Here is a 23240-nt window from a genome sequence, read left to right as displayed (position 1 = left end):
ATCATGTCGACACGGTCCTCTACCCTGACCGGGCGCATTATGTCTGCACCGTCGATCATCGCCTTGTTTTTGTGGATGATCGTGCCGTTGGGCATGACAATTTATTTTTCGTTCCTGCGTTACAACCTTCTTTCGCCCGGTATGGAAGAATGGGTTGGTACGCTGAACTATGAATTCTTCCTGACCGACCCGGCCTTCTTTGCGTCGCTGGCGAATACGCTTCTGCTCGTCGGATCGGTACTTGTGATCACGGTGGTCGGCGGTGTTCTGCTGGGCCTGATGCTGGATCAGCCGATTTTCGGCCGTGGCATCCTGCGCCTGCTGGTGATTGCCCCCTTCTTCATCATGCCGACCGTGAATGCGCTGGTTTGGAAAAACCTTCTGATGCATCCGGTGTCGGGCATGTTTGCCTGGATTGCCAATTCGCTTGGCTTCCAGTCAATCGACTGGTTTTCCGAAGCCCCGCTAACGGCCATCATCATCATGGTATCGTGGCAATGGCTGCCTTTTGCCGTGCTGATCCTGCTGACTGCCCTTCAATCGCTTGACCGCGATCAGAAGGAAGCCGCCCAGATGGATGGTGCCGGCCCGGTTTCGATTTTCTTCTATATCACGCTGCCCCATCTCAGCCGCGCGATCACGGTGGTCGTGCTGATCGAAACGATCTTCCTGCTGACCGTGTTTGCCGAGATTTTCGTGACAACCGGCGGCGGTCCCGGCCTTGCAACCACCAATATCGCCTTCCTCGTCTATACGCAGGCCCTGCTGCAATACGACATTGGCGGGGCATCGGCGGGCGGTATCGTTGCGGTCGTTCTGGCAAATATCGTGGCGATCTTCCTGATCCGCCTCATTGGCAAGAACCTGGACAGGTAGGGGACACGAGATGGAAAACAAACAAACAGCCCTTGGCCATATCGGTTTTTCGATCTTTGCCTGGATTGTCGGACTTCTGATTTTCTTCCCGATTTTCTGGATGGTCCTGACCAGCTTCAAGACCGAGCTTGAAGCCGTATCGATCCCGCCAAGCTTCATGTCGTTTGACTGGACGCTGGAAAACTACGCCGAAGTACAGGCACGGTCCGATTATTTCCGGTTCGCCATGAATTCGGTCATCCTGTCGGTTGGCTCTACCCTGGTGGGTCTGCTTTTTGCCGTGCCCTGTGCATGGGCGATGGCCTTCAATCCGACCAAACGGACCAAGGATGCGCTTCTTTGGATGCTGTCGACCAAGATGATGCCGCCAGTCGGGGTATTGGTCCCGATCTATCTGGTGTTTCGCGACTGGGGCCTGCTCGATACCCGGTTCGGTCTGATCATGGTTCTGTTCCTGATGAACCTGCCGATCATGGTCTGGATGCTTTACACCTATTTCAAGGAAATCCCGGCCGACATCCTTGAAGCCGCCCGCATGGATGGGGCCACTTTGCCCAAGGAAATCATCTTTGTGCTGTTGCCAATGGCGGTTCCGGGCATCGCATCGACCATGCTGCTCAACATCATCCTGGCCTGGAACGAAGCTTTCTGGACCCTGAACCTGACCACCGCCGATGCTGCCCCGCTGACCGCTTTCATCGCCTCCTATTCCAGCCCCGAAGGGCTGTTCTGGGCAAAGCTTTCAGCCGCATCGACGATGGCGGTTGCACCGATCCTTATCATCGGCTGGTTCTCGCAGAAACAGCTTGTTCGTGGCCTGACATTTGGCGCGGTCAAGTAACCGCCGCCTGATCGAAATTCAACAAGAAGGAACACCGAAATGGGTGCTATCCGACTGGAAAAAGTCAAGAAAACCTTCGGAACGCTGGATGTTATTCCGGGTGTGGACCTTGATATCAATGATGGTGAATTTGTTGTCTTTGTCGGCCCGTCAGGCTGTGGCAAATCCACTTTGCTGCGCCTGATCGCCGGTCTTGAAGACGTCACTGATGGCAAAATCCTGATCAACGGTACCGACGTCGCCAACGAGGCACCGGCAAAACGCGGTCTTTCGATGGTGTTTCAGTCATATGCGCTTTATCCGCATATGACGGTCTATAACAACATCGCCTTTGGCCTGAAAATGGCCGGGGAAAGCAAGGCCGTGATTGAAGAAAAAGTTCAGAACGCGGCCAAAATCCTTAACCTGACCGATTATCTGGAACGCCGCCCCGGCGCGCTTTCCGGGGGGCAGCGCCAGCGTGTCGCAATCGGTCGTGCGATTGTGCGTAACCCGGCGGCCTTCCTGTTTGACGAACCGTTGTCAAACCTTGATGCCGCCCTTCGCGTCAATATGCGCCTTGAAATCACCGGCCTTCATCAGGAACTGAAAACCACGATGATCTATGTGACCCATGATCAGGTCGAAGCCATGACCATGGCCGACAAGATCGTCGTGTTGCAGGCCGGCCGGGTCGAACAGGTCGGCAAACCGATGGAACTGTATAACAATCCCACCAACAAGTTTGTCGCGGGCTTTATCGGGTCGCCGAAAATGAACTTCCTCGGTGGCGACTACGCCCGAAAATATGACTGCCACGAAGTCGGCATTCGCCCCGAACATGTCGCCGTCAGTACCGAAAGCGGCGATCTTCCCGCAACCGTCAAGATTGCCGAACATCTTGGTGCCGAAACCTATCTGCACGTCAATGCCGACGGCTTTGGCCCGATGACGGTGCGCGCAACCGGCGAAGTCCCGCTGGGCGAACATGACAAGATCTGGCTGACCCCGGAACAGGACCGCATCCATCGTTTTGATGCGAACGGTATCGCTCTTGGAAACCCCTGAGACTTTCAAAAAACCGGATCGCATTGCCCCACACGCCATGCGACCCAGCCTGACCACCACAAGAATGTGAGACCAAAATGTACCTCAAAAAGTTCGATCTTACCGGACGCCGCGCCTATGTCACCGGGGGCGGTCGCGCAATTGGCCTGTCATGCTGCGAGGCACTGGCAGAAGCAGGCGCGCATGTCATTATCGGTGACATCAGCGAAGGCGTCGCCGAAGAAGGCCGTGATTACCTGAAATCAAAGGGTTACACCGCCGATATCGACATCATGGACGTCACCAACACCGATCAGGTTCGCACCAGTGCCGAAAAAATGGGCCGTGAAGGCGGCGTTGACATTCTGGTCAACAATGCCGGTATCGCACGTTCCGAAACCCCGGCCGAAACCGTCACCGATGAACATTGGCTTAACGTCATTGACGTCAACCTGAACGGCACATTCTGGTGCTGCCGCGAATTTGGCAAACAGATGCTGGCCAAGAAAAACGGCGTGATCGTCAATGTCGGCTCCATGTCGGGCTTCATCGTCAACAAACCGCAGGAACAGGCCTATTACAACGCATCCAAGGCCGCCGTGCATCATCTGACCAAATCGCTGGCTGCCGAATGGGGCGGGCGTGGCGTGCGCGTCAATGCGGTTGCACCGACCTATATCGCAACACCGCTAAATGAATTCGTGAAATCCAAGCCGGACATGTATGACGCCTGGATCAATGGCACCCCGATGGCCCGCCTTGGCCTGACCGAGGAAATCGGATCGGTTGTGCTGTTCCTGGCATCCGACGCGTCCAGCCTGATGACCGGCTCCATTGTCCTGGCTGATGGGGGTTATACCTGCTGGTAAGGCACAGGTAAAACTGTTGATCGCATTGTCCTGAAGCTTCTGCGATCAGGTCAGGACTGTGGTAGAACGGGGCGTGGTTGTGGGACCTTCGCCCCGTTCACCTTTTCAGCCTTGAATTTGTCGGCCAAGATACACCGAAAACGGATTGCACGGCATCACGACAACGCCTTGAAGCCCCAGAAACCGCGCCAGTCGTGACAGATTCACCATCAGATCGCCCGCAACGGCTGCCCCATCACACCCGTCTTCCAGATGTGCGCTCTGCACCCGAAGAACCCCTTCCTGTCGGTCGGCTTTCAGATCGACACGCGCAACAAATTCCCCATCCTTCATGAACGGCAGAACGTAATAACCATATTGCCGCTTTTCCGCCGGGACATAGATTTCGATGCGGTAATTGAAGCCGAATATCCGTTCCACCCGGTCGCGTTCCCACATGATCGGATCGAATGGTACCATCAAGGCGGTCGGTTTGGCACGGCACCGCGGGTTGACATGCGGGCACAAATATCCCGGCTGTTTCCAACCCTCGACATTCGCCTGCAACAACGTACCGTCCTCGACCATTTCGGCAACGCGCGCCTTGGCATCGTCGGTCGGCAGGCGGAAATACTTCCGAAGGTCGGCCTCCGTCGCGATCCCCATCGCGGCTATCCCGTTGCGGATCAGGGCACGCTGGGCCTCGGCACGCGGCATGGCTGGTTCAAGCGCCTCCGGGCCGATGATCCGTTCGGGCAGGTCATAAACCCGCTCGAAACTGGTGCGCCGTTTGCGCGCCATCACCTGCCCGCTCCAGAACAGGAATTCCATCGCGGTTTTGGTCTTTGACCATCCCCACCATTTCGAACTTGATGCGCCTTCCTGTTCCAGATCACTGGCGGCAAGTGCCCCTTCCTTTTCGATCCGGTCCAGAATACTGCGCACAAATTCAGGATGATCACGGATCATTTTGGCGATCTGCCCCCAGGTGCCCTTGCCCTCGGCGGCATCCGCCATGCGCCATCGATAAAGCCCGTAATCCTCGACCGGAATCATCGATGCCTCGTGGCCCCAATATTCAAACAATCGCCGCTGCCGGGCGTTGCCCCAGCTCAGTTGATCAAGGTCCGCCGGGTCATAAACGCCAAGCCGCGAAAAGACCGGCATGTAATGCGCACGCGTCAGAACATTGACACTGTCGACCTGTAACATGCCGGTCTGGCGGATGGCTTTCATGATCCGGCGCTTCGTCACCGGGCGGCTTTCGTCCTGATCAAACCCCTGTGCGGCAAGGGCCAGATTGCGCGCCTGCCGGGCGGATACGGAAATCGCGGCTTTGTCGTTAATCATGGTGGCCTTTGAAAAATCGCAAAGAAAAACAGTGTGATGGTATCATACCCTCCTGACAATTATGTCAGTAGGTTGCAGGAACATTTCGATAGGTCGGATCGTTCTTCGCTCCCGGTCAGTCCGTGCTGACCATGTTCTCAACCCGATGAAGCAACCAGACAGGCATCCATGGAACTCAAACAAATCCTGATCCTTGCCATTCTTGTCGGAACGGTCGTCATGTTCCTGTGGGGCCGCTGGCGTCATGACATGGTTGCGATGGCATCCCTGCTATGTTGCGTGGTCGCGGGGCTGGTGCCTGTTGATGGGGCCTTTCAGGGTTTCGGTCATCCGGCGGTGATCACGGTTGCCTGTATCCTGATCCTGTCATCGGCACTTCAGCAATCGGGCGCGGTCGATAACCTGACCCGCATGGTTCTACCGCAATCCGCCGGGCCAGTCGTCACTATGGCTGCCCTCAGCCTGCTGGCGGCCATCCTGTCGGCCTTCATGAACAATGTCGGCGCACTGGCCCTTCTGATGCCCGTCGCCCTTCAGATCGCAACCAAACAGAACCTGCCACCGGGCAAAATCCTTATGCCGCTCGCCTTCGGATCGATCCTAGGCGGCATGACCACCCTGATCGGCACCCCGCCCAACCTGATTGTCGCCGGTTTCCGGGCCGAGGCCGGGGATGGCGGCTTTACGATGTTTGATTATACCCCGGTCGGGATTGTTGTTGCCGCCGCCGGTCTGATTTTCGTCATGGTGTTTGGCCGCTGGCTTGTCCCCACCCGCGAACGCGCCGGGGCGGAGGGCTTTGAAACCGGCTCCTACCTGACCGAGGCACGCATTGCCGCGGGCAGCAAGGCGATTGGCATGATGCTGCGCGATGTGAACCGCGAACTGGAAAAGGGCGACGCGCAGGTCATCGGCCTGATCCGCAACGAAAAACGCATCCCTGCCCCAAACCCGTTTCGCGAACTATACGAAAACGACATCCTGATCATCGAAGCCGATCCCGAAGCACTGGCCATTGCCCTGTCCGCCCTTGATTTGAAGCTTGAGGAAGAATTACGCGATCTGGAGGCACAGGCAAAGGCGGCCGAACAACCGGAAGATAAAGGCGATACGGATGCACCGGAAGCCCCGGAAGCCAAAAATACAAAGACAATTGCCACCAAATCAGCAAAGGCCGAAAAGAAAGCTGACACGCCCGAAACCGATACGCAAAAGCCCGATGATGGCCGTCGCGGCGCGATCCAGTCCGATGACATTGCGCTTATGGAACTGGCGATTTTGCCGAACTCCGGCTTTATCGGCCGGTCCGCCACCGATATCCATCTGCGCACCCGGTATGGCGTAAACCTTTTGGCGGTGTCGCGGCAGGGGCAACGCTCGATGGCGCGGTTGCGTACCATGTCAATGAAGGCCGGCGACGTGCTTTTGATGCAAGGTCCGCCCGAAGCCATTCATGATTTTGCATCGCGCCTTGGCTGTGTGCCGCTGGCGCAACGCGCGCTTCGCATCCCCGACAATGCTCAGGCGCTAAAGGCCACGGGCATCATGGCCGCGGCCATTGGTGCCGCCGCCTTTGGCGTCATGCCCGCTGCCGTTGCCTTTGCCATCGGGGTTCTGATCGCGATGGTGACGCGCGTGGTCGCCCCGCGCAATGTCTATGACGCAGTGGACTGGCCGGTAATTGTCCTGCTTGCCGCCCTGATCCCGGTGGCAACTGCCATGGAAACCACCGGCACGGCCGATCTGATTGCCCGCTTCCTGCTAAACTGGGTCGCACAGGGGAATGCCATCATTGCCCTTGGCCTGATCCTGATCATCACCATGACGCTCTCGGATTTCATGAACAATGCCGCCACGGCGGCCGTCATGTGCCCGATTGCAATTGGCAGTGCCGCGCAACTCGACGCCAATCCCGACGCCTTCCTGATGGCGGTCGCTATCGGCGCATCCTGCGCCTTCCTGACCCCGATCGGCCATCAGAACAACACGCTCATCCTCGGCCCCGGCGGCTTCCGCTTCGGCGATTACTGGCGGCTAGGCCTGCCGATTGAAATCATCGTGGTGGCGGTTGGGGTACCAATGTTGTTGTGGGTTTGGCCGCTGTAACGAGAAAGGGCAGCCCGAAGCTGCCCTTTTAAAATTCGATTTGATGACGACTTAGCTGTCAAAGCCAAGGTTCGGCACCGCAAGGCCGTTGGCACGACACGCCGAAATCAGGGTGTTGTTGAGCAAACACGCAATCGTCATCGGGCCGACACCGCCCGGAACCGGGGTGATGGCACCGGCGACTTTGGATGCGGTTTCAAATTCGACATCGCCAACCAGCTTCATCTTGCCCTCGGCCCCTTCGACGCGGTTGATGCCAACATCAATCACGGTGGCACCGGGCGCAATCCAGTCGCCCTTGATCATGTTGGGGCGGCCGACGGCAGCAACGACGATGTCGGCACGGCGGACTTCTTCGGGCAGGTCACGGGTGCGCGAATGCGCGATGGTCACCGTGCAGCTTTCTTTCAGAAGCAACTGCGCCATCGGCTTGCCGACGATGTTGGACCGGCCAACAACCACCGCGCGCATCCCCGAAAGATCGCCAAGCGTGTCCTTAAGCAGCATCAGGCAGCCATAAGGCGTGCAGGGCGCAAATCCCTCGCCCCCGGTTGCCAGTGCACCGGCATTGACGACATGGAAGCCGTCAACATCCTTGGCCGGATCAATCGCGGCAAGGATCGCCTGATCGTCGATATGTTTGGGCACCGGCAACTGGCACAGAATGCCATGCACATTCGGATCGGCATTCAGCTTCGCAATCAGCGCCAGAAGATCTTCCTGCGACGTATCGGCGGAAAGCTTGTGCTCATACGAATTCATGCCGCATTCAAGGGTCTGCTTGCCCTTGTTACGGACATAAACCTGGCTTGCCGGGTCTTCACCGACCAGAATAACCGCAAGGCCCGGCGTGATGCCGTGCGCATCTTTGATCTTGGCCACTTCTGCTGCGATGTCGCCGCGCAATTTGGCTGCGAATGCTTTGCCGTCGATGATTTTTGCGTCGCTCATATGTCTTGTCCGCCCGTCAATTCATGAAGTTGCGCAATCAGTGCGTCCGGATCGCCTGAAATTTCCAGCACCTTGTTGCGGTCCGTATGCCCGGCAACAATTTCGACTGACGATTTAGGCCATTTGGCCGTTTTTGCCAAAAGCTTTATCAGGGCTGTATTCGCCTTGCCATTTTCAGGCACCGCCGTAACCGTCGCCCTGACCTGCTGCTGCCCGTTGCCATCAACGCCCACCCCGGCAATCGCATTGCGCGAAGCCTTTGGCGTCAGTCGCAAAAACACCTTGATGCCGGTGCCATCTGAAAGCTTCTCGCAGAACGGTTTACCCATCTACGGGCTTAGTAACCCAGCAACGCCGCACGCACGTCTGTCTGGATCAGCATATTGGCAAACTGCAGGATCAGGATCAGGATGATCGGCGAAATATCAATGCCGCCCAGATTCGGAATGATCCGGCGGATCGGTCGCAATGCCGGTTCGGTAATCCGATAGAGGAAATCGCCAACCATATAAACGAACCGGTTGCTGGAATTGATCACGTCAAATGCCACAAGCCATGACAGGATTGCCGACGCAATCAGCATGAAAATGTAGATACCAATAACGGTGTCAATAAGCCAAAAAATCGCCAGCATCGCCGCTCCTTGTAGCAGTCGGTCCAGATCGGGCCGATCTGATCGGAATTGTGTTAACACGCTGCAAAACCTAGTCGGCCTTGGCTCCGGGCGCAAGCACAGAGCACCTATTTTCCGATGCTTTCATCAAGTTTTCCACCTGATGTGACATGCTTCACCAGACATTGCGCGATTTTGGCACGACCTTTTCGCCAAAATGGTTCAAGAACATCCCCGCCCCGACAGTTTCTGTCAGGAGAAATGTCAGGACAAAGTCATCAGGCTTGCCAGTCCCCGTGATCCCATCCAACAATGCCCCGCCATCAAATGACAAAGAAGGATCGACCATGTCGGCAAACACATTCCCCCGTTGCAAATGGGCCGAAACCCATCTCGACAAGCCGTTTTACGTCGATTACCACGATCAGGAATGGGGCGTTCCGGTTCATGATGACCGGCATTTTTTCGAAATGCTGATCCTCGAAGGCGCGCAGGCCGGTTTAAGCTGGCTGACGATCCTTGCGCGGCGCGATACCTATCGCGCGGCCTATGACAATTTTGATGTCCATAAGATCGCGAAATATGACGAGGCCAAACAACAAACACTTCTGGCCGATCCCGGCATCATCCGCAACCGGGCCAAGGTCGCGGCAAGCATCCTGAACGCCAGGGCCTTCATCGAAATCCAGAAGGAATTTGGCAGCTTCGATGCCTATATCTGGGGCTTCATCGGCGGCAAACCCATCATCAACCACTGGAAAGCCATGTCCGAAGTGCCCGTATCGACGGAACTCAGCGACGCCCTGTCCAAGGACCTCAAAAAACGCGGCATGAAGTTTGTCGGCACGACAATCATCTATTCCTTCATGCAGGCCACTGGCCTTGTGATGGACCACACCACCGATTGCCACTGCTACCCGGCACTTTCGGCTTAACGCGTTGATCCCCTGACAAGCAGACTGGTTTCAAGCACGCGGTTGTTGTCGCCTTGCGTTTCGCCAAGCGCCATTTCGGCGGCCAGACGCCCCTTTTCAACGGAATCCTGACGGATGCTCGATAATGGCGGGTCGGTGCGTTCGCCCTCCGCGATCCCGTCAAAGCCGATCACCTTAAGATCATCGGGGATTTTGCGGCCACTTGCGCGTGCACCATCAAGTGCCCCGATGGCAATCACATCGGACATCGCCAGAATGCCGTCGATTTCCGGGTGGTCGCGTAACATGGTTTCGACCATTTCGGCACTGTGCGATGACATGTTTTCGCATTCGATATGGACGATATCCTCAATCGCGATTCCCGCCTTTTTAAGGCTGGCGTGATATCCGCCAAGCCGTTCGCGCACCACACGATGGCTGACCGCCCCGCGGCGCTTGGCATTCATCGGGCCGAAATTTTCCGCCTTGTTGGCCTGTAATGACAGGATGGCAAACCTGCGCGCGCCGCAATCAATCAAATGCTGGGCCGCCATTTCCGCCCCGGCAAAATCATCCAGCACCACGGTGCCCGCCGCCCCGGCAATATCGGTATCAATGCAGACCAGCGGCTGGTTGCGGCGCTGAATGGCGGAAATGATGTCATTGTCATCGGAATAGCAATGCACCAGAAAGGCATCAACAGCGGCATTGTTGATCGCGGTAATTGCCTGTTCGGGGTTTTCGGCGGAAATGATCATCATATTGACCGCCTGACGGGCACATTCCCGCCCGACACCGCGCAGAAGCTCAATCGCCACCGGATCACTGAACGCATATTCAAGGTTATCGGGAAACACCACGCCAAGCGCCCCGGCCTTGCCGGTACGCAGCATCCGCGCCATCACATGCGGCCCGCGATAGCCAAGCTCTCTGGCAACTTCCAGAATGCGTTCCCGGACTTCCTTGCGGACCAGATCGGGCTTGCCAAAGGCATTCGATGCCGTGCCTTGCGATACCCCGGCCGCCTTGGCCACATCCAGAAGACGTACCCGTTCTGCCATGCTTGCGATGTCTCCCCTTCATTCACCCGGCTTACGGATTAACCGGCAATCACGTGACATTTTTTTGAATCGTTTCATCCCGATATTGACAGAACCCCTTTCGGACCGCCACACTGCATTCATTGAATCGATTCATTATTGTGTGCGCCGATTGCGCAACCACCGATATGTTTGTCCGTTTGCACCCCGGTGTTGACGGTTTTCCCGGCAATCTCGAATTGCTGACTTCAAGCCGCCCTGACCGGGGCGGCTTTTTTCGGAGCCCCCCGAACTCATCGGCCGCGCACCTTGTTTTCCGGTGCGGTATGACGGAATGTCAGGTTGATCCGGGGCCCGATCTGGCGCGCGGTTTTGGGAATCTGATGTAACCAGTGATGCTGTGTCGCGCCCCGCATGATCAGCAGCGAATTATGCGGCAGATCGACACTGACCCGATCACCGGTTTTCTTGTGCCGGAAATGGAACCGGCGTTCCTCACCAAACGACAGACTGGCAATAATCGGATTTTCGCCCAGCACATCCTCGTCATCGGCATGCCATGCAACGCTGTCGCGCCCGTCGCGATACTGGTTCAGCAGAACCGTGTTGAACGACGCATCGGATTTTTCTTCGACCAGTTCACGAAGTGGCACGACAATTTTCGGAAATGGTGATGCCGGGTGATAGACACCGCTATAACGATAGGCCACATCGCCATACCACGCCGTCAATCGCGGCACGGCAATTTCGCGCCCCATCAATCTGGCAACTTCCTGCTGCCAGACAATGCCGCTTAAAAGCCGCTCAAACGTTCGATCCGCGTCGCCTGCGGCCATAACCTCACGCAGCAGCAATGCCTCCCCATCAAAGGGCAGCAGATTGTGTGGTGGCTCATTGGCAAACAGATCGCCCGTCATTTTCTTCCCCGGTTCACGATACCCAAGACCTAGGCCGAACTGGCGGCGAAAACAAGCAACAGCTTATGGAAATCAGCGTTATTACAGATGTTTGGCGGCGCTAGCCATTATTCATGTCAATCCCGGCCTTGTCGGCATAACGTTCGACATCATCAACGCTAAGTCCGACCGCGGCATAAAGATTGATGGTTTCCAGTTCCAGATCGGTTTCCGCATCCGCCAGGTCCTGCTGCGACTGCGTCAGGGTGCGCTGAGAATCAAGAACATCAAGGAAGTTTGAAAGCCCCTGAACATATCGCACGCGGGACTGCTCGAACGCCTGACGGTGATACTGCACCGATGAAATCAGGGAATCGCGCTGCTGGACCGCCCCGACATAGCCGTAAATCGCACTTTCAACATCCTGAATGGCGACCAGAAGCGTCTGCTGATAGCCATAAAATGCCTGCTGCGCCTGTTGTTCGGCAACATCGATATCGGCCTGTCTGGCACCGCCATCATAAAGCGTCGCATCAATCAGCGCCCCGATGGCGGCCATTGCGGTACGGACAATCGGCCCGGTGCCATACCCCGTCGCCCCAAGGGCAAGTGACCCGTCCAGCGTCAATTCAGGATAAAGATCGGCGGTCTGAACCCCGATTTCGGCGGTCGCGGAAATCAATGAAAGCTCGGCCGCGCGGACATCGGGGCGACGGCGCAAAAGGTCGGCTGGAATGCCAATCGGCGGCGCACTGTCAAATTCCGGCAGGGGCTGCACATCGACCAGACGGTCGCGATAGCTTCCCGGCTGCGCCCCCAGAAGGATTCCAATCGCATTGATAGACCGATCAATATCGGTCTGCAATGTCGGCAATGTCGCCTCGATATCGGAAACCTCGGCGCGCGCGCGCGAAAGATCAAGTTCGGACGCCAGCCCCGTCTGCATCCGGACCTCAACGATGTTGCTGGTCTGACGTTGCAGATCAAGCGAACTGCGCAGCAATTCCTGCCGTTTCTGCGTGCCGCGCAGCTCGATATAGTTGCGTACGATATCGGCAATCACCGTCAGGTAAACGTCTTCGCGCAGATAAACCTGTTCCAGATAATCCGCCAACGCGACTTCGTCCTCGCGCTGCTGCCCGCCCCAGACATCCGCCGTCCATGAAAAATCAATCCCGGCCCGGTATCCGATATCGGTGGTCTGGCTGCCACGTTCGCGCGACGATGTGCCGCGTTCGGCATCGCCGTTAACACTGGCACCGACCTCGATGCCATTTGCCCCCGAAATACCGCGCGCCACCGCCCGGGCTTCTTCGATCCGGCTGGCCGCGATCCGCAAATCAAGGTTATTGGCAAGTCCAAGTGCAATCAGCTCAGAAAGAACCGGATCACGCGTACTTTCCCACCAACGGCCATGATCGGCCTGATTGGCGGCGATCACCGGTACCGGCGGGGTATAGGCCCCGACAAGATCAAATTTCGGCGCAACATAATCCGGGCCGACCGTCTGACAGGCGGAAAGTCCGATCATAAGCGGCAGGGCACAACAGATTGAAAGGCGTTTTACAGACATTCTAGCTGGCACTTCCTTCGATCTCGCCCTTGTCCGGGATGCTTTCCGCAGCCCGCAACTGGCTTTGCAGTTTCTTGCCGCCATCGGCACGGGCTGACACCAGCGGCGCCAGCAAAAGGTATAAAACCGGTGTTAAAAACAGGGTAAAGACCGTCGCAAAACCAAGCCCGCCAAACACTACCCAGCCAATCGCGGCACGCGCCTCCGCCCCGGCCCCGGTGCCGAGCACAAGCGGCAACCCGCCCAGAACGGTTGAAATCATTGTCATCATGATCGGGCGCAGGCGGATCATCGCCGCATCATGCACCGCTTCGCGCACGGATTTCCCGGCATCGCGCAACTGGTCGGCAAATTCGACAACAAGAATACCGTTCTTGGCCATAAGCCCGACCAGCATCACCAACCCGATCTGGCTATAGATATTGATCGACGTGCCACTGATGCCCAGCGCATAAATCGCCGCCGCCAGACCGAACGGAACGGTCAGAACCACCACAAGGGCAGACATGAAGCTTTCAAACTGTGCCGCCAGAACCAGCAACACCACAAGAACCGCAATCAGGAAGGTGATCTGCACATCATGCGATGTTTCGCCCAGTGTCGCCGCATCGCCCAGGAACAGAACATTCACCCCGGGCGGCAGGACCTTGTCACCGACCTGATCAATATCGACCACTGCCTGCTGCAACGTATATCCCGGCGCAAGGTTGCCCGAAATCTTGACTGCGCGCTGCTGTCCCTCGCGATCCAGTTCCGATGCCACCGCCTCTTCGCTCAGATTGATCACCGAAGATAGCGGTAAAATACGACCATCCCGGTTGCTGACAAACAGATTCTCCAGATCCGACGGATCATTGATGCTGCCCGCACTGCTGCGCAGTTTGACCGGGATGTTTTCATCATCGACCGTAATCTCGGTAACTTCATATCCCTCGATCATCGCACGTAGCGTCGTATCAAGGCTTTCGATCGGAATGCCAAGGTCGGATGCCCGCTGCCGGTCAATATTGACCAGCAATTGCGGCTGTGTCGTCTGATAGGAAACCCGAAGCCCGACAAACTGCGGATAATTCGCCTCAAGCTCCTGCTGCATGGCGCGCGCATTCGCCGCCAATGTGCGGTAATTCGTCCCGGTCAGGGCAAATTCAAATCCTTCGCCGGTCCCGCCGCGAAGCCCAAGGCTGTTGGGCTGATAGACAAAGGCCTGCACACCGGGCAGTGCATCAAGCGCCCCACGGATCGAACCGGTGATTTCCTGCTGGCTGCGGCTGCGTTCATCCCACGGCACCAGGGGCGCAATCACCAGCGCACGGTTCGGGTCCCAAAGACCGACAATCGTATAGATGTTATAGGCATCGCCGGCCTCGACAATCGGACGCAGGATGTTTTCAACCGTTTCGACCTGCCGGTCCATGTAATCAATACCAACCCCGTCCGGCCCGCGCAGCGACACCAGAATACGTCCGCGATCCTCGTCGGGCAGAAGTTCCTGCGTGACGCTGTTATAAACCCCAAAGGCCAGCACACCGGCAAAGATCGACACGATCAGGGTAATCAGCGGGAACCGCAAAACCCATTCAAGAATGTTTTTGTAAATCCCCGAACAGTAAAACCCGACCCGTTCCAGAAAATTCGGCTTGGCATCCTTGTCCCCGTCATGCGGGTCAATATGCTTTAAGCGCGACGCCAGCATCGGACACAGCGAAAGTGCCACAAACGACGACACCGCCACCGAAAACGCCAGTACGAACCCGAATTCCCTGAAAAGCCGCCCCGCCGTGCTCGGCAAAAACGAAATCGGCACGAACACCGATACCAGCGTCAGGGTGGTGGCAATCACCGCAAAAAACACCTGCCGCGTGCCCAGAACCGCGGCCGCCATCGATCCCAATCCCTGATGACGGCGGCGCTGGATATTTTCCAGAACCACAATCGCATCATCGACAATCATCCCCGTTGCCAGAACAAGGGCCAGCAATGTCAGGATATTGATCGAAAAGCCCATCATCCAGATCGCGGCCACCGTCCCGACCAGCGCAATCGGAATGGTCACCGTCGGAATCAGCGTCGCGGTAAAGGACCGCAGGAACAGATAAAGCACGCCGATCACGATGATAATCGCCAGCGCCAGACTGTTCAGAACTTCCCAAAGCGCGCCTTCGATAAACACCGCATCGTCGGAATTCACGAAAACATTGATATCGTCGTACTGATTGTTCAGGCGTTCGGCTACGTCCCGAATGCCGTCCGATATCGCAATCGTGTTCGATTGCGCCTGGCGCACGACGCCAAGCCCGATCACGGTCCGGCCATCCAGACGCACATAGGACGTTGCATCATCGGGCCCGTAATAGACATCCGCCACATCGCCCAGCCGGACCTGATTGCGGATAAACATCTGTTTGACGTCTTCGACCTCCCAGACCGACGCATCGGCACGGACAAAAAGCTTCTGATCACTGGAATCAAAACTGCCGGCGGGAATGTCGAACTTGGCGGTTTTCAGGACATCCGCAACGTCCTGAACCGAAAAACCGTAACTGGCCAGACGCAGCGGATCGACCCGGACATGCAAAACCTTCTCGCGTTCGCCATTGACGGTGATTTCGGCCACACCGGGCACCGAAAGCAGCGCCGGGCTGATCTGGTCATCCACGATATTGGCAAGCTCTTCCTCGGTCAGGCGGTTGCTGACCACGGCAAGGCGCATGATCGCGCTGGCATCGGCATCGGCCTTGACCACGCGGACATCCTCGACCTCGTCCGGAAGGCTTCTTGACGCGCGGCTGACCGCCTCGCGGATGTCATTGGCGGCGTCATTGATTTCAACATCGGGGTAAAATTCAACCCGAACCCGCGACGTGGCTTCTTCGCTGTTGGAACTGATGCGTTTGACACCGCTGACCCGCGATGCCGCCCCTTCTAGGATACTGGTCACCTCGGCATCAACCGTTTCCGGCGAAGCCCCGTCATAGGTCGCATAAACCGTCACGGTCGGCTGATCGACGTTGGGCAGTTCACGAATTTCAACGCCGAGCATCGCCGCAAGGCCCGCCAGAATGATCAGAAGCGACACCACGGAAATAAGAACAGGGCGACGGATGCTGAGTGACGCCAGATCATTCTGGTTTTCGTTCTGATTTCCGTCCTGCATGTTACGACCCTTCGCCGGTGCCGTTGCGCTGCGCAACGCCGGTTTCATCGCCACCACGGATGGTTGCCGCCACATCCCGGCCGGGCCGCAGGCGAAGCACGCCTTCGACCACAATCAGATCACCCTTGGCAATCGGCCCCTCAAGCAGGATACGCCCCTGTGTCCGCTTTACGACGCGGACCGGAACACGTTCGACCTTGTCATCCTTGATCCGCCAGATATAGGTGCCGCCATCACCCCACAGGACGGAAATTTCCGGCACCGACGGATAGGTTTTACCTTCGATATCTACATAAACCGCAAAGGACATGCCCGACAAAAGCCGCCCGGTCGGGTTCGGAATGCGTGCACGCACCTTGAAGGTGCGGCTTTCCGCATCAATACGGCTGGCGATGGAATCGACCGTGCCTTCAAACCACTCCCCCGGAAGGCTCCAAGTCTCAACCCGAAGCGACTGGCCGATCTTCACATTGTCAAACCGGGTTTCGGGAACCTCGAAATCCACCAGAACACTTTCAACGTTATCCAGTGTCGCAATCAATGTGGAACTGTCCACCCGGTCGCCCGGCTCCACCTGCGGAATACCAACCGTGCCGTTGAACGGTGCCAGAATGGTCCGGTCGGCCAGGTCCACTTCCGCCTGTTCCAGACGGATGCGCGCCTCGGCAAGGGCGGTGCGTGCCGCATCAACCTCGCTTGCCGATACCGCGCCAAGCGGCCTTGCCTGCTCGTAACGATCCAGAAGCTGCTTGGCATCCTTGACCTGCACGGACGCCAGATCCCGCGCCAGCCGTTCGCGATCCGAATCAAGGATCAGCAAAACCTGCCCGCGCGATACATTTTCACCGGCATGAAACAGAACATCATCGACTTCGCCCGAAACCGCCGGATAAATCGAAACGCCCAGTGTCGACCGGCCGGTTCCAACGGCTTCAACAACCGTCTTTTCTTCCATGATGCTGGCATATTCGGCAATCACCGGCAGCGCCGGGTTGCCGGTGCGCTTTGCAGCATCGCCTTCGGTTTGGCTTTTTGACGCAACAAAGGGCAGCATCCCTTTGTCATAGGCAAACCAGCCGCCCCCGACTGCGGCAATAATCAACAGAAATACGGCTAGCCTACCTGTGCGTGACATCAAATGCCCGTTCTTGTCTGTTCTGGAAAGATACAAAGACATCGCTGAATATGTCTTAAATTCAAGACTATAGAACTTACTTTAGTTACCCTAGGGGCAGCGACCGTAAAATTGTATCAGAAATGTCGCAACTTGTACTCATCAGGTAATAGGCTCCTTCAACCGATCCGGATCACTCCCGCCGTCCCAAAAGCACAAAAGCCCGTGCATGATCTGCACAGGCTTTTGGCTCATCAACCATGAAATCCGTTGTCAAAAACGGCGAAAACCGTCTGGTTCAGGCCGCCCCGCGCATATACTGCGCCGGAAAATCAACAAGATTGGATTGCGCGTCCTTTTCGACGATGTCGGCATCATTGGCATCGCTGCCATCATCGCGGCTTTCGTCGCTGGCAGCCGATTCCACCGCCCGGTCAAGGGACCCCGAAAGTTCCGTCACATTACGGTCAACCTCATCGGCGCGACGGGTCAGATCAACGCTCAGTTTCCGCGTGACCTCGATATCGCGCGATACCTCCTGGATGGCGTTGCTGACATGAAGGGCCGCATCGCTCGCTGATGCAATCGCAAGGCTGATTTCCTCTGTCTCGCGGCGCTGATGTTCGACGTCACCTGCCACTTCTTCGGAAATCGACATCATGTCGCGCACGGTCACACCGACATCTTCCATCGACCGCACACAACGATCCGTCACATTGCCCATCGCACTGACATGGGCGGTGATCTGTTCGGTTGCCTGTGCCGTCTGGCCTGCAAGGTTCTTGACCTCGGCGGCCACCACGGCAAATCCTTTGCCCGCTTCGCCCGCGCGTGCGGCCTCGATGGTCGCGTTCAGCGCCAGAAGGTTGGTCTGCCCGGCAATCCCGCGGATCAGATCGACAATCTGCTCGATACTGGTTGCCACTTCGCGAAGGTCATCGACCGCCTCGGCGGATTGCTTGGTCGAACTAACCGCATTCTGCGCAATGGCGCGCTGCCGATCCACCCGGTTGGCAATCGATCCGATGGCATCGGACAACCGTGTCGCCGCCTCGCTGATCGAATGGGCGTGCGACTGGCTTTGCGTGGCCGCACTGGTTGCCATTTCGGTCTGGCCTGTCACACGTTCTGCGGCGGCGGCCACTTCGCCAACCGCGTCCCGCATCCTTGTGACCTGATGGGTGACGGATTGGACAAGCCCCGCGGTTTCGCCTTCGATGGTTTCGGCCATCGCACCCAGCGACGCCCGGCGTTTTTCCTCTTCCTCGCGCTGAAGGGCGATGCGTTCCTCGGCCATCTGTTCGATCTTAAGGGCATTTTCGCGGAAAATCGCCACCGTGCGTGACATCGCGCCAAATTCATCACCACGATTGAAATCAATCAGGTCGATATCGGTGTTGTTTTCGCTCAACCGCGTCATATCGCCATTCACACGTCCCAATGGACGCAGAATGCTAAGTGCGATGCCAATCGCCAGACCAAAGGCAATCAGCGCCCCGATCCCGGCCACCACCATATTGGTGATCGCCTTGCTTTCGGACTCGCTATGCGCCGCCTCGACCAGCATGTTCTGACCGGCAACCGCTTCCTCGCGGATATTCTGGGTAATTGCCTGAACTTCGCGAACGGCGGATTTGAAGTCATCCATCGACTGACGGAACCCCGCGATCGACCCTTCAAGCTGGTTCGCACCCTGCTTTAAAAGGTCATTATCGCGGATCGCATAGGAAAACAGCTTTTTATCCGCGCGTTTCAACCCATCGACCGAGCCTTTGATTTCTTCCTGAAGATCGGTCAACGCCGAGGTTTGCGTACGCGCCGTATCAAGCGATTCAGGTGTCCGCAGGATCGCATATTGCAGATTGTTCACAATTGCGCTCAGGTTGGCGGCACCAAGTTTATCAGCATATTTTTCCGCCAGTGCCGGATCACGTTTGCTGATGAAATCCACCAGCTCGCCTGCCGACTTGCCAAGCTGATGCGCACCAAGCAGCATGGTATCGGACGCCGCCGTCAAATTCTCGGCACGCAGGACAAGCGGCTCCAGGGTTGCGATATATTCCGCATTCAGACTTTCAAGCGCGTCGGCTTTTTCGGTATCGCCCTCGGCGCGAAGCTGACCAATCAGCGCGGCACCGCTGGCTTCTGCACTTTCACGAATTGTCGCAATACCTTCGCGGTCCAGCGGATCAACCGTCTGGGCAAACAGCAGAACCTGGTTCGACAACCGTTCAAGCTTCAACGCATATTCGTTTGCAAGCCCGACAAGCTGGGTGCTTTTGGCAATACGGTCCGCATGACCACCAAAACCCAGCAGATACCATGATGAAAGGGCGCTTAACCCGATCAGCATGATGACAAGCGCAAGAAACCCCGCAAAAATGCGGTAACCGATACGAATACGGTCAAGAAACATGGGATCTCCAATGATCCGGAATGGGGGACATATTTCCCGTGTCTCTAACCCGAGTTTCCCGTCGTTTTTGTAACAGTTAGATGAAATCCGCATTTGTCTATGCCAACACGGACAGATGGGGACTTTTGAATGTTCATTCGAACATTTGCCGCGCCGCAAAATCCCCGACACGAAAGCACTCTATACCATCGTTCAGGCGCACCATATCCGTATGTCCGCGGCCCTTTCGGGCAAAATTTACACTCTGTTTACCGATTCGTTTCTGATCGATCAAACTGGCAAAACCGGCAAATGTATCGGTGACAATATTGTCCAAGCCGAAAGGCCATCGGATGTTTATACTTGCGCCATGGCGCATTCACTTCGACATGATCCGTCGCGCGGCGCACGGAAATCAAATCCCTCCCGCGAAGTCGCCCGTCACTGGCGGGCGGCAGACGGCATTGATTTGTTCGAAGCCGATTACAAACGGTTTTCCTTTCCCAAACACAGTCATGATTATTATGCGTTCGGCACCATCCTGAACGGAGCCGAACAATTCATGACCGGCGGTACCAACTATGTCGCCAGACGCGGGCAGTTGCTGATGATGAACCCGATGCAGGTTCATGACGGCGGCCCGGCATCCGATGACGGTTACCAGTATCAGATCATGTTTATCGCGCCTGAAATCTTTGGCGATCTGGTGGCCGAACTCTCCCCCAACAGTACCGGGCTGCCGTTTTTTGGCAATCATGTGGTCGATGACCCGGAACTGCATCTGCAACTGCAATCCCTGCACCGCATGTTCCGCCCCGACCTTGATCAGACAACAACCCTGCTCGAACGTGACAGCCAGCTTCTATACAGTGCCGCCCGCCTCGCCCTTCGCCATGCCGATGCGCCGCCCTTTTCCTATCAACCGGGCTCCGAAGACAAACGTGTGCGTGCGGTCATCGACTATATGGCCGACCACCTTGATGCCAACATATCGCTTGATGAACTGGCAAGCCTGACCGGGCTCAGCCGCTTTCACCTGCTGCGTGTCTTCCGCCACGCCACCGGCCTGCCACCGCACACCTATTTCAATCACATGCGTCTGCGCCGGGCAAAACGGATGCTGTTTGACGGCTTTGGCATCGCCGATGTCGCGGCGGCCACCGGCTATGCCGATCAAAGCCACCTCAACCGTCATTTCAAAACCATGTGGGGTGTCAGCCCCGGCGCCTTCATAGCTAATCTGGGCCACAAACCGGGTTAAACCGCACCGGGAATGTTCCGCGTCAGGCTTCCGACCTTGCCGCGCGGGTCTTCAGGCTGTCTGCAATCAGGCAAAGTTCCTCGAACAAAATCTGTGCCCCGACATGGGCCGTGTTGCTTGTCGCGTCATATTGCGGGGCAACTTCGACAACATCCGCACCAACAAAATCAAGACCGCGCAACCCCCGCAAAATCGCCAATGCCTCGCGCGAAGTCAGGCCGCCGATTTCGGGTGTCCCCGTACCCGGCGCAAAGGACGGATCAAGGCAGTCCACATCAAACGACAGGTAAACCGGACCATCGCCAATAACTTCGCAAGCCCTGGAAATGACGGCTTCCACGCCCATCTGGGGCACGTCTTCGGCATGGATCACGGTCATGCCGCTGTCATAGGAAAACTCCCAGACATATTCCGACGGCCCACGAATACCGATCTGAATGGTGCGTTCGGGGTCCAGAACGCCATCCATCACCGCCTCACGGAACGGCCCGCCGTGATGGAATTTCGAACCATCATATGCCCCACAGGTATCACAATGGGCATCAAGATGGATCATGCCAACCGGACGATCCCGGCCAATCGCCTTCAGGATCGAATAGCTGATCGAATGATCGCCGCCGACTGCAATCGGGATCACCCCCGCATCAACAATCCTGTTGAAATAGGCCTCGATATCCTCGTGACATTTTTCCAGCGAATAACGGCTGCGAAATGGCACATCGCCGATATCGGCAATACGGGCAATCGCCCCCGGCACCATGCGCATCACATGTTCATATGGGCCAATCCGTTCAATATTGCGCACGGCGCGCGGGCCAAGGCGTGCGCCTGCGCGGTTACTAACCCCCAAATCCATCGGGACACCAACAAGCACGACATCCAGACCGGCAAAGTTGTTTTGTGCCGCATCGACGGCATATTGCGCATCCAGAAAGGTCGGCACCCCGGCAAACGGCCATTTCCGCCCGCCACTTTCAGAAAACTGCGACCGGGCAACCTCGCTGAAATGCGGATCGAACACATCCGCCCCTTTGGCATTGCCATATTTTTCGCGCAGCCTGGCAAGCTTGTCATCTGTGAACATGGAACCTCCTGATCACTGCACGCCCTTTACCCCGCACAAACAGGCAGGACCGCAGAATTTGTCTGATCGGGCCATCAGATCAAATTGCACGCTCTAAAAAAATCACATATTCCTGAACTTTACTTTGGTAACCATCAAAGTAATTTCATTTGCGTGGGGAAACCGCCCGGTGATCACAGAACAGGCCGATCTGAAACTGTTGCGCATCTTCGCAACCATTGTAGAGGCCGGGGGATTTGCCGCCGCGCAAAGCGATCTGAACCTTTCACTTTCAACAATCTCAAGCTATGTCACTGCCCTTGAAACCCGCTTGGGATTTACGCTGTGCAAACGCGGGCGCAGCGGCTTTGCCCTGACTGCCGAGGGTCAGGTCGTATTTGACGAAGCCCACCGGATTTTCAAATCTATTGCACAATATGAAACCAAGATGCGTGCCCTGCGTGACAAGCTAAGTGGCACGCTGACCATCGGGTTGACCGATAACACCATCACCGATCCTGGCACGCGCCGATTTGAAAAAACCATCGCCCGGTTCATCGAACGCGCCCCCGATGTCACACTGAATGTGGAAACCCTCCCGCCCAATGATCTGCTGCGCGAGGTGGTGACCGACAATATCCAGATCGGGATTTGCAGTTTTCCCAAAACGGTTCTCGGCCTGCGCTATATCCCGCTTTATACCGAAATCCATCGCTTTTACTGCGGGTCGGCGCATCCGCTGTTTGCGCGGCCCGACCCCGAAATCGATATTGATGAAATACGGCGTTATCGCCTGATCGGGCGCAAACCTTGGCTGGGGCGTGATTTAAAGGAATTCGCAATCGCCCGGCCACATGCAACCGTATCCGATATGGAGGCCGAAGCCCGCCTGATCCTGTCAGGGGCGTATCTGGGGTATCTGCCCGAACACTATGCCCGGCAATTCGTCGACGACGGACGCATGCGCATGATCCAACGCGACCAGTTCACGGTCAAAGTCACCTTTCAGGCATGCTTTGATGACAGCAAACAGACCGATCCGATCACCAAGCTGTTTCTCGACATGCTGATCGATGATTTTGGCCACGCTGGCGATGAAATCCGTTAAATCGCAATAGCAATATTATCCAATATTCCTGTTTGGAACTTCCCTAGATTAAGGGCAGGCTCCTCGCCCACCACCAATAGTCATAAGTCGCCACCAGCGATAAAAAACGGA

20 protein-coding genes are annotated in these 23240 nt (G+C 56.6%); 8 read left to right on the top strand and 12 right to left on the bottom strand.

Features of this window, described 5'->3' with window-relative positions:
• Positions 1-3: 3 nt before the first annotated feature.
• The 4 genes from IT971_RS01380 (at position 4) to IT971_RS01365 (ending at position 3612) form a co-directional block, all read left to right on the top strand.
• Positions 4-876: a carbohydrate ABC transporter permease gene (locus IT971_RS01380; RefSeq protein WP_007089146.1), complete on the top strand. Its 873-nt coding sequence runs from the start codon at positions 4-6 to the stop codon at positions 874-876.
• Between the two features lie 10 nt (positions 877-886).
• Entirely contained in the window at positions 887-1717 is an 831-nt protein-coding gene (locus IT971_RS01375) for a carbohydrate ABC transporter permease (RefSeq protein ID WP_063093671.1), read from the top strand.
• A 39-nt stretch (positions 1718-1756) separates the two neighbouring features.
• The gene (locus IT971_RS01370; protein ID WP_063093670.1) at positions 1757-2764 is read left to right on the top strand and encodes an ABC transporter ATP-binding protein; all 1008 of its coding nucleotides are present in this window, start codon (positions 1757-1759) and stop codon (positions 2762-2764) included.
• Between the two features lie 77 nt (positions 2765-2841).
• Positions 2842-3612, top strand: a complete 771-nt coding sequence (locus tag IT971_RS01365) for an SDR family NAD(P)-dependent oxidoreductase (RefSeq protein ID WP_007089149.1) — start codon at positions 2842-2844, stop codon at positions 3610-3612.
• A gap of 105 nt (positions 3613-3717) precedes the next feature.
• On the opposite strand, the gene IT971_RS01360 is transcribed toward IT971_RS01365, so the two are convergent.
• The gene (locus IT971_RS01360) at positions 3718-4941 is read right to left on the bottom strand and encodes a winged helix-turn-helix domain-containing protein (protein ID WP_063093669.1); all 1224 of its coding nucleotides are present in this window, start codon (positions 4939-4941) and stop codon (positions 3718-3720) included.
• A 168-nt stretch (positions 4942-5109) separates the two neighbouring features.
• Here IT971_RS01360 and IT971_RS01355 point away from each other — a divergent pair, with 168 nt between their 5' ends.
• Complete coding sequence (locus IT971_RS01355) at positions 5110-7047, top strand: SLC13 family permease (protein WP_063093668.1); 1938 nt, start codon at positions 5110-5112, stop codon at positions 7045-7047.
• Positions 7048-7098: 51 nt separating this feature from the next.
• On the opposite strand, the gene folD is transcribed toward IT971_RS01355, so the two are convergent.
• From folD to IT971_RS01335, 4 genes are all read right to left on the bottom strand, one after another.
• A complete protein-coding gene (gene folD, locus IT971_RS01350; protein ID WP_063093667.1) occupies positions 7099-7998 on the bottom strand; it encodes a bifunctional methylenetetrahydrofolate dehydrogenase/methenyltetrahydrofolate cyclohydrolase FolD in 900 nt (299 codons plus the stop codon).
• On the bottom strand, positions 7995-8327 hold the full coding sequence (locus tag IT971_RS01345; RefSeq protein WP_063093666.1) for a DUF167 family protein: 333 nt from the start codon (positions 8325-8327) through the stop codon (positions 7995-7997). The genes folD and IT971_RS01345 overlap by 4 nt, the downstream gene beginning before the upstream one ends.
• A gap of 8 nt (positions 8328-8335) precedes the next feature.
• A complete protein-coding gene (locus IT971_RS01340) occupies positions 8336-8632 on the bottom strand; it encodes a YggT family protein (protein WP_007089155.1) in 297 nt (98 codons plus the stop codon).
• Between the two features lie 154 nt (positions 8633-8786).
• The gene (locus IT971_RS01335; protein ID WP_156487987.1) at positions 8787-8960 is read right to left on the bottom strand and encodes a hypothetical protein; all 174 of its coding nucleotides are present in this window, start codon (positions 8958-8960) and stop codon (positions 8787-8789) included.
• Between IT971_RS01335 and IT971_RS01330 the strand changes: the two genes are divergently transcribed.
• A complete protein-coding gene (locus IT971_RS01330) occupies positions 8959-9546 on the top strand; it encodes a DNA-3-methyladenine glycosylase I (RefSeq protein ID WP_063093665.1) in 588 nt (195 codons plus the stop codon). The genes IT971_RS01335 and IT971_RS01330 overlap by 2 nt on opposite strands.
• Here IT971_RS01330 and IT971_RS01325 read toward each other — a convergent pair.
• The 6 genes from IT971_RS01325 to IT971_RS01300 form a co-directional block, all read right to left on the bottom strand.
• Positions 9543-10586, bottom strand: a complete 1044-nt coding sequence (locus tag IT971_RS01325) for a LacI family DNA-binding transcriptional regulator (RefSeq protein ID WP_063093664.1) — start codon at positions 10584-10586, stop codon at positions 9543-9545. The two genes, IT971_RS01330 and IT971_RS01325, sit on opposite strands and share 4 nt — an antisense overlap.
• A gap of 272 nt (positions 10587-10858) precedes the next feature.
• Positions 10859-11482: an alpha-ketoglutarate-dependent dioxygenase AlkB gene (locus IT971_RS01320; RefSeq protein ID WP_063093663.1), complete on the bottom strand. Its 624-nt coding sequence runs from the start codon at positions 11480-11482 to the stop codon at positions 10859-10861.
• Between the two features lie 100 nt (positions 11483-11582).
• On the bottom strand, positions 11583-13034 hold the full coding sequence (locus tag IT971_RS01315) for an efflux transporter outer membrane subunit (RefSeq protein ID WP_063093662.1): 1452 nt from the start codon (positions 13032-13034) through the stop codon (positions 11583-11585).
• Between the two features lies 1 nt (position 13035).
• Positions 13036-16188, bottom strand: a complete 3153-nt coding sequence (locus IT971_RS01310; RefSeq protein WP_063093718.1) for an efflux RND transporter permease subunit — start codon at positions 16186-16188, stop codon at positions 13036-13038.
• A 1-nt stretch (position 16189) separates the two neighbouring features.
• Positions 16190-17323 (bottom strand): efflux RND transporter periplasmic adaptor subunit, encoded by a 1134-nt coding sequence (locus IT971_RS01305; RefSeq protein WP_063093661.1) that lies wholly within the window; start codon positions 17321-17323, stop codon positions 16190-16192.
• Between the two features lie 277 nt (positions 17324-17600).
• Positions 17601-19718 (bottom strand): methyl-accepting chemotaxis protein, encoded by a 2118-nt coding sequence (locus tag IT971_RS01300; RefSeq protein WP_063093660.1) that lies wholly within the window; start codon positions 19716-19718, stop codon positions 17601-17603.
• A 349-nt stretch (positions 19719-20067) separates the two neighbouring features.
• On the opposite strand from IT971_RS01300, the gene IT971_RS01295 reads away from it, so the two are divergent.
• Positions 20068-20958: an AraC family transcriptional regulator gene (locus IT971_RS01295; RefSeq protein ID WP_230729428.1), complete on the top strand. Its 891-nt coding sequence runs from the start codon at positions 20068-20070 to the stop codon at positions 20956-20958.
• Positions 20959-20980: 22 nt separating this feature from the next.
• Here IT971_RS01295 and speB read toward each other — a convergent pair whose 3' ends face one another.
• Positions 20981-22042, bottom strand: coding sequence for an agmatinase (speB, locus tag IT971_RS01290; protein ID WP_063093658.1), 1062 nt, complete (start codon positions 22040-22042; stop codon positions 20981-20983).
• 169 nt (positions 22043-22211) lie between these two features.
• Here speB and IT971_RS01285 point away from each other — a divergent pair, with 169 nt between their 5' ends.
• Complete coding sequence (locus tag IT971_RS01285) at positions 22212-23129, top strand: LysR family transcriptional regulator (protein ID WP_063093716.1); 918 nt, start codon at positions 22212-22214, stop codon at positions 23127-23129.
• The last annotated feature ends 111 nt before the right edge of the window (positions 23130-23240 follow it).

Origin of the sequence: Thalassospira sp. B30-1, from assembly GCF_015767575.1 — a bacterium.
In the GTDB taxonomy this organism is placed as follows: Bacteria; Pseudomonadota; Alphaproteobacteria; order Rhodospirillales; family Thalassospiraceae; genus Thalassospira; species Thalassospira xiamenensis.
This window is presented reverse-complemented; position numbering and strand designations above follow the sequence as displayed.

What these genes read in the sequence shown, in the direction of transcription:
- IT971_RS01380 (WP_007089146.1), top strand. Translation starts at nt 4, where the DNA reads ATGTCGACACGGTCCTCTACCCTGACCGGGCGCATTATGTCTGCACCG.
- IT971_RS01375 (WP_063093671.1), top strand. Translation starts at nt 887, where the DNA reads ATGGAAAACAAACAAACAGCCCTTGGCCATATCGGTTTTTCGATCTTT.
- IT971_RS01370 (WP_063093670.1), top strand. Translation starts at nt 1,757, where the DNA reads ATGGGTGCTATCCGACTGGAAAAAGTCAAGAAAACCTTCGGAACGCTG.
- IT971_RS01365 (WP_007089149.1), top strand. Translation starts at nt 2,842, where the DNA reads ATGTACCTCAAAAAGTTCGATCTTACCGGACGCCGCGCCTATGTCACC.
- IT971_RS01360 (WP_063093669.1), bottom strand. Translation starts at nt 4,941, where the DNA reads ATGATTAACGACAAAGCCGCGATTTCCGTATCCGCCCGGCAGGCGCGC.
- IT971_RS01355 (WP_063093668.1), top strand. Translation starts at nt 5,110, where the DNA reads ATGGAACTCAAACAAATCCTGATCCTTGCCATTCTTGTCGGAACGGTC.
- folD (WP_063093667.1), bottom strand. Translation starts at nt 7,998, where the DNA reads ATGAGCGACGCAAAAATCATCGACGGCAAAGCATTCGCAGCCAAATTG.
- IT971_RS01345 (WP_063093666.1), bottom strand. Translation starts at nt 8,327, where the DNA reads ATGGGTAAACCGTTCTGCGAGAAGCTTTCAGATGGCACCGGCATCAAG.
- IT971_RS01340 (WP_007089155.1), bottom strand. Translation starts at nt 8,632, where the DNA reads ATGCTGGCGATTTTTTGGCTTATTGACACCGTTATTGGTATCTACATT.
- IT971_RS01330 (WP_063093665.1), top strand. Translation starts at nt 8,959, where the DNA reads ATGTCGGCAAACACATTCCCCCGTTGCAAATGGGCCGAAACCCATCTC.
- IT971_RS01335 (WP_156487987.1), bottom strand. Translation starts at nt 8,960, where the DNA reads ATGGTCGATCCTTCTTTGTCATTTGATGGCGGGGCATTGTTGGATGGG.
- IT971_RS01325 (WP_063093664.1), bottom strand. Translation starts at nt 10,586, where the DNA reads ATGGCAGAACGGGTACGTCTTCTGGATGTGGCCAAGGCGGCCGGGGTA.
- IT971_RS01320 (WP_063093663.1), bottom strand. Translation starts at nt 11,482, where the DNA reads ATGACGGGCGATCTGTTTGCCAATGAGCCACCACACAATCTGCTGCCC.
- IT971_RS01315 (WP_063093662.1), bottom strand. Translation starts at nt 13,034, where the DNA reads ATGTCTGTAAAACGCCTTTCAATCTGTTGTGCCCTGCCGCTTATGATC.
- IT971_RS01310 (WP_063093718.1), bottom strand. Translation starts at nt 16,188, where the DNA reads ATGCAGGACGGAAATCAGAACGAAAACCAGAATGATCTGGCGTCACTC.
- IT971_RS01305 (WP_063093661.1), bottom strand. Translation starts at nt 17,323, where the DNA reads ATGTCACGCACAGGTAGGCTAGCCGTATTTCTGTTGATTATTGCCGCA.
- IT971_RS01300 (WP_063093660.1), bottom strand. Translation starts at nt 19,718, where the DNA reads ATGTTTCTTGACCGTATTCGTATCGGTTACCGCATTTTTGCGGGGTTT.
- IT971_RS01295 (WP_230729428.1), top strand. Translation starts at nt 20,068, where the DNA reads ATGGCGCATTCACTTCGACATGATCCGTCGCGCGGCGCACGGAAATCA.
- speB (WP_063093658.1), bottom strand. Translation starts at nt 22,042, where the DNA reads ATGTTCACAGATGACAAGCTTGCCAGGCTGCGCGAAAAATATGGCAAT.